Annotated in this window: 1 protein-coding gene; it reads right to left on the bottom strand. The window is 65.0% G+C overall.

The window, feature by feature from the left end; translation table 11 throughout:
• Positions 1-243 (bottom strand): hypothetical protein (locus QP415_RS12645; protein WP_285100304.1); only part of this gene is annotated, 243 nt, incomplete at both ends.

The following is a 243-nucleotide window of genomic DNA, read 5'->3' on the forward strand; positions in this document are numbered from 1 at the left end:
TGCCACCGCTGGGCGTGTTTTCGCTCCACCCGGTGAGGATGGTTTGCCACAGGCCGCTGAGGCCGCTGCCTTGCATGTTGGTGGCGAGCTCGCCGAGTTTGCCCATGGCGCGGCCTTCGAGCTCGATCATGGTGAGGTTGCCGGACACTGCCCCGCAGATGACGGCAATACCGTGCTGCTCGCCGGTAAACCATTGGTCGGCTTGCCTGCTGGTGGCGCGGTGCTGCGTGTACGGTTTCCACG

Origin of the sequence: Pauljensenia sp. UMB3104 (assembly GCF_030217285.1) — a bacterium.
GTDB lineage: Bacteria > Actinomycetota > Actinomycetes > Actinomycetales > Actinomycetaceae > Pauljensenia.